4 protein-coding genes are annotated in these 5417 nt (G+C 49.4%); 2 read left to right on the forward strand and 2 right to left on the reverse strand.

Annotated features, from left to right (window positions below; all coding sequences use genetic code 11):
• Positions 1 to 191 precede the first annotated feature (191 nt).
• Positions 192 to 1595 (reverse strand): class II fumarate hydratase, encoded by a 1404-nt coding sequence (gene fumC / locus ACEW8P_RS24945; RefSeq protein ID WP_373515778.1) that lies wholly within the window; start codon positions 1593 to 1595, stop codon positions 192 to 194.
• A gap of 184 nt (positions 1596 to 1779) precedes the next feature.
• Between fumC and ACEW8P_RS24950 the strand changes: the two genes are divergently transcribed.
• Both ACEW8P_RS24950 and ACEW8P_RS24955 read left to right on the forward strand, forming a co-directional pair.
• Positions 1780 to 2886, forward strand: a complete 1107-nt coding sequence (locus ACEW8P_RS24950; protein WP_373515779.1) for a BamA/TamA family outer membrane protein — start codon at positions 1780 to 1782, stop codon at positions 2884 to 2886.
• Between the two features lie 116 nt (positions 2887 to 3002).
• Positions 3003 to 4601 carry an OmpA family protein gene (locus ACEW8P_RS24955; RefSeq protein ID WP_373515780.1) on the forward strand — a complete coding sequence of 533 codons (1599 nt, stop codon included), beginning with the start codon at positions 3003 to 3005 and terminating at the stop codon, positions 4599 to 4601.
• A 77-nt stretch (positions 4602 to 4678) separates the two neighbouring features.
• On the opposite strand, the gene ACEW8P_RS24960 is transcribed toward ACEW8P_RS24955, so the two are convergent.
• Positions 4679 to 5263, reverse strand: coding sequence for a pseudouridine synthase (locus tag ACEW8P_RS24960; RefSeq protein WP_373515781.1), 585 nt, complete (start codon positions 5261 to 5263; stop codon positions 4679 to 4681).
• Positions 5264 to 5417: the final 154 nt, after the last annotated feature.

Consider the following 5417-nt stretch of genomic DNA (forward strand, 5'->3'; position numbering starts at 1 on the left):
TTTTACCATCAAACGGGAAACGGAAAGCCCGCTTTAGACTGGACGTGGCAGACTGATGGTGTTGCTCAACAAGCTATTCCGGCGTCGGCATTGTTTCACTCAGCCGATTAAATACAGCAATTAAATATCCGTTTGGAGCAACGACGCCCCACCTACCAGGCGGGGCGTTGTTTATTTCCCGGCATTGAGTTTTACAAATCTACCTTTCCCACCATGCCTTCTGGCTTTACCCACTCGTCAAATTCCTTAGACGTCAGATAGCCCAACTCCACGGCAGTTTCCTTCAAAGTACTACCATTCTTGTGCGCCGTCTGCGCGATTTCGGCGGCTTTGTAGTAGCCAATCTTAGGATTCAAAGCCGTGACCAGCATCAACGAGTTGTTGACGTGCTTTTGAATATTATCGCGGATCGGTTCGATTCCTACGGCGCAGTTGTCGTTGAATGACACGCAAACATCGCCGATCAGTCGAGCGGAGTGCAGGAAATTATAAGCCATCATGGGTTTGAAGACATTTAACTCGAAGTGACCGTTAGCCCCGCCGACGCTGATCGCCACATCGTTCCCAAGTACCTGTGCCGCCACCATCGTCATGGCTTCGCACTGCGTGGGGTTCACCTTGCCGGGCATGATGGAACTACCCGGTTCGTTGTCGGGAATCTGGATTTCGCCGATGCCCGCGCGCGGGCCGGACGACAGCATCCGAATATCGTTGCCAATCTTCATTAGGCTTACGGCAACGGTCTTCAAGGCGCCGTGAGCCTCCACGATGGCGTCGTGAGCGGCCAAAGCCTCGAACTTGTTTTCGGCGGTCACGAATGGCAAACCAGTCAGGTCGGCGATGTGTGCAGCAACGTTTTCGGAATAACCCTCTGGCGTATTGATTCCTGTGCCGACGGCCGTACCGCCCAGGGCCAATTCAGATAGATGAGCCAAGGTGTGGTCGATGGAGCGCAGACCGTGGGTAAGTTGCGAAGCGTAACCCGAAAACTCTTGTCCGAGCATGAGCGGCGTGGCGTCCATGAAGTGGGTGCGACCTATTTTTACGACATCTTTGAATTCGACTGCCTTGGCTTGCAGTGTGTCGCGTAGTTTGGTGATTCCAGGAATCGTCAGATCCATTAGTATCTTGTAAGCCGCGATGTGCATGGCCGTCGGGAAGGTGTCGTTCGAAGATTGCGACTTGTTGACGTCGTCGTTGGGATGCAGGAATTTCTGCTTGTCCGACAAATCACCGCCATTGATAACGTGACCACGGTAGGCGATGACCTCGTTGGTGTTCATGTTCGACTGCGTGCCGGAACCCGTCTGCCATACCACGAGTGGAAACTGGTCGTCAAGCTTTCCTTCCAGGATTTCGTCGCAGACTTTCCCGATCAAATCAGCCTTCTCCTGGTCAAGTACCCCGGCCTCGGCGTTGGTGAGAGCGGCGGCTTTTTTGAGATAAGCGAAAGCTTTAATGATCTCCTTCGGCATCTTATTGATGTCCTGGGCAATGGGAAAATTCTGGATCGAACGCTGTGTTTGCGCGCCCCAATATACATCGGCAGGTACTTGTACCTCGCCCATGGTGTCTTTTTCTATGCGATATTCCAATGGTGAATGAGTGAATTAGTGGATGAATGGATAAAGAAAACAGGATTCTGTGAATTGTAAAATTAGGGCAGAGTGGGGAGTTTTGGTATTATTTGTGAAGAAAGTTCGAGTGAACGGCCTTAGATTGGCGGCTGGGCAACCCTTTTCCCGGTTCCTGCGTACATTTTCCTAAACTCTCCCATTTATGCGCCTTAGCCTTTTTGTGCTTTTTTCTGTCCTTTCCCTATCTGCTTCGTCGGCTTCATTTCAGGCTGATTCCACCAAGAAGTCAGACACTACTAAATTCCTGGCTGATACCAAGTTCATCGTCTTGCCCGTTGCTTTCCGATTGCCCGAGACGGGTTGGGGCGGGGGTGTGGTCGGCACGACCACTTTCTCGTTTGCCCGCGATACGATCCGAACGAAGCCTTCGCAGATTTCGTTTGGGGCCACTTACACCCAAAAAAAGCAGATTCTTTTCTTTGTCCCTTTCAACATTTTCTACGATAACAACCGCTACTATTTCAACGGCGACAACGGCTGGTTCAAATACAATTTCAATTATTATGGCATCGGGGAAGACCGCGTGCCAGAAGAAAAATTTGACGTTACTTTTCCGCGTATAAGGTTACTGGCCGCGAAACTTATAGCCCCTCAAACGTATTTGGGACTACGTTATCAATATGAGGGTTACAATGTTACCGGTACTGTCGAAGACGGCGAACTCTCCTCGGGCCGCATCACAGGCAGCGATTTTAGCCGAACATCCAGCCTGGGGCCGTCGATTCTCCGCGACAGCCGCGATCAGGTTTTCTATCCAAGAAAGGGCATGTTTGGAGAATTGTACATCCTGCCAACTTCTAAAATTTTCGGAGCCGACCACTCGTTTACCAGAATTTACCTCGACGTGGCCAACTACTTTTCATTGCATGACAAGCTTGTCCTGGCTACCAACTACACCGCCAGCGCTACCTTTGGCGACGAGGTGCCTTTCAGCCAACTCTCGTTCCTGGGTGGCCCCAAAAAAATGCGGGGGATTTACGAAGGGTTTTTTCGAGATAAAAATGCCCTACTGGGCCAGGCCGAATTGCGATGGGAAATCTGGAAATTTATCGGCGCGACGGCCTTCGGGTCATTGGGTTTCCTGGGAAATGAAAACGACGGCATCCGCTTCAACAAAGCGAAATACACTTACGGCGGCGGGTTGCGCATCACGGCTCAAAAGAAAAACCATCTCAATATTCGGGTTGACTATGGCTTTTCGCCCTATGCCAAAGGGAATTTGTACCTGACGATTGGGGAGGCGTTTTGAATTTTAAGGAAATCGTGGAATAGTCAGTCAATCAATCAGCCGCTCTTCAATAGATTGTCTGGATTCTCGTTAAGTAGAAAATCGTAAGATTGTCCCCATACTTCCGACTCCTCAAAATGAAAAAATGGCTACTCCTATTGCCGTTACTCCTGTTTTTCAGCCATAGCCAGGCAGAGAGCCGCGTCGCAGCCCTCAACTGTACACTCATCTTGCCCAATGACACGCTAATTATCAAAATGGCAGATGCTGGGATCGTTGAACCAGTAACAGGTTTGAGCGTCACTTTACAGGACGAAACCAGCGGTGAAAACCAAATACTTTCCTACGACCCGACAACCATGGTTGCGCGCGCACCCGTGAATACGGACCATCGGTACACGATTGCCATCGACGCACCGGGCTATACTCCCTACCGAAAGTACATTGCCCAGGTACAGCCGGGACAAGAGATAACCGTAAGTCTGCAAAGGAAAAATGTCGAGAATGAGAAAAAGAAGCACCTGTTAATAGTAATGGATAGAGAGCAGCGGTCGGTAGTGCCAAACGCCGAGGTTCTGGTGTTCGGTGAAGACAAAAGTCCGGTAGAGGTAGAACTCAACAAAGGACGTTTCGTCGTGTTGTTGCCAAAAGTCGGGGATTTTACTTATCAGGTAATGGCCAAAGAATATGAGCCGACAAATGGCAGAATACTACGTTCCGAGACGGGTATCATCGAAGTGGGGCTTTTGCGCCGGAAAGGGCCACCCCAAACCCAAACAATCGCTTTCGTCGCGCAGGATGCTTTTACCAAAAAGCCGATTGGGGCACGCTTCTGGCTCAAAGGTACTGAAACTAGCCCTACGGCTACCGTCACGACCGCTGCTAACCCACAATATGGTACTGAGCTGAAATTGCAGCAGCCCTACACCTTGCAAGTAGAGTCAGACGGCTACGAAGTTTATAAGCAACAGGTCAAAGTTGACACGCCCGAATCTGAACCAATCGAGCCCCGCCTTGTGCTGATGGAGCCTTTGACTTATCCGGTCATTTTTACTCTCGTCGATGCGGTAACTATGAAAAACATCGACCCTGTTTCTTTTGAAATCAGGTCAGATAATAAAATCCTGCAACTGCAAAACATCACGATGGCTCGTCAGGCAGTTCTTACCCCTGGTAAAAAATACGAAGTACGAGTGACGAAACCGGGGTACGGGCTTTTCGAGCGTACGATGATCTTTGGTAAGCCTACGGGGAGAAACGATCTCATAAAATCAATTTTATTATCACCAAATAAACCCAGCGCTGAACCAACTTCGGCTCCTGTGCAGACACCTGCTACGATCAAAACAACTCCAAAAGCGGACGATGCAGTATTTGAAAATCTCGAAGTGGGCGAAGCTGTGCGACTTGACAATGTTTATTTCGACCAAAGTAGCTATATACTGCGCCCGGAGTCGCACCCGCAACTGGATAAACTTATTAAAACTCTCAAATTAAATTCCAAGCTAAAAATCGAGATCGCAGGCCATACCGATAACGTCGGCGACGCCCGGCTGAATCAATTCCTGTCCGAAAACAGAGCCAAGGTCATTTCCAGCTTCCTCGTCAACCACGGCATTCCCGACACCCGACTGGTTTGGAAAGGATACGGCCAAACGAAGCCCATCGCCGCTAACGACTCCGAAGAAAACAAAGCACAAAATCGGCGGGTGGAGTTTGTAGTTCTGGAAAATTGAGTTACGAAGCTGCAGAGGCACAAAGTACGTAAGTCAAAGGAGTCACAAATGCGGAGTACTGATTTCCAAACAACAAATTAAAGCATCAATAATTCAACGACATCACCCGGCTTCATCTCTCCTAAAATATATTCGCCGATTTTCCAGCGGACTAAGCGTAGGGTAGGAAAGCCTACCGCGGCGGTCATCCGACGGACCTGACGGTTCTTACCTTCGTGTATGGAGAGGGCAAGCCAGGAGGTGGGGATATTCATCCGGAATCGGACTGGCGGGTTTCTTTCCGGGAGACTTGGCTCCGGAATGATCTCAGCACGGGCGGGTAAAGTAAGATGCTTTTTTTTATTGATAGAGATCGATACACCAGATTCCAGCTCCGCACAAGCTTCTTTTGTTATCTCACCATCCACCTGGACGTAGTAGGTGCGCGTATGCTTTTTCTTGGGGTCGAGCAGCCTGGTTTTAAACAAATTATCATTGGTAAGCAGCAGCAGCCCTTCACTGTCCGCATCGAGCCGTCCTACGGGATAAACGTCCTTAGGAAAGTCGAAAGCCAAATCGGCCAGTGTCGCGTGTTCACCTTCACGGCTAAATTGCGAAAGCATCCCAAATGGCTTATATATGGCGTAGTACTTATGGATTGATTTTTTGATGAGTGAATTTATTAGGGTCAAAACTTATTAAACAATTGGAATTTCTGGCTCATCTATTTCAAGATTTAAGGTAGTTTGGGCGGTCGATCTCAAGCAGTACCCCGCAGTGATCAGAATGCACGGCATCGGTCGTGTGCCGGCAGTAAATCAGGTTATCCCGAAGAGA

It is taken from the genome of Persicitalea sp. (assembly GCF_041751555.1).
In the GTDB taxonomy this organism is placed as follows: domain Bacteria; phylum Bacteroidota; class Bacteroidia; order Cytophagales; family Spirosomataceae; genus Persicitalea.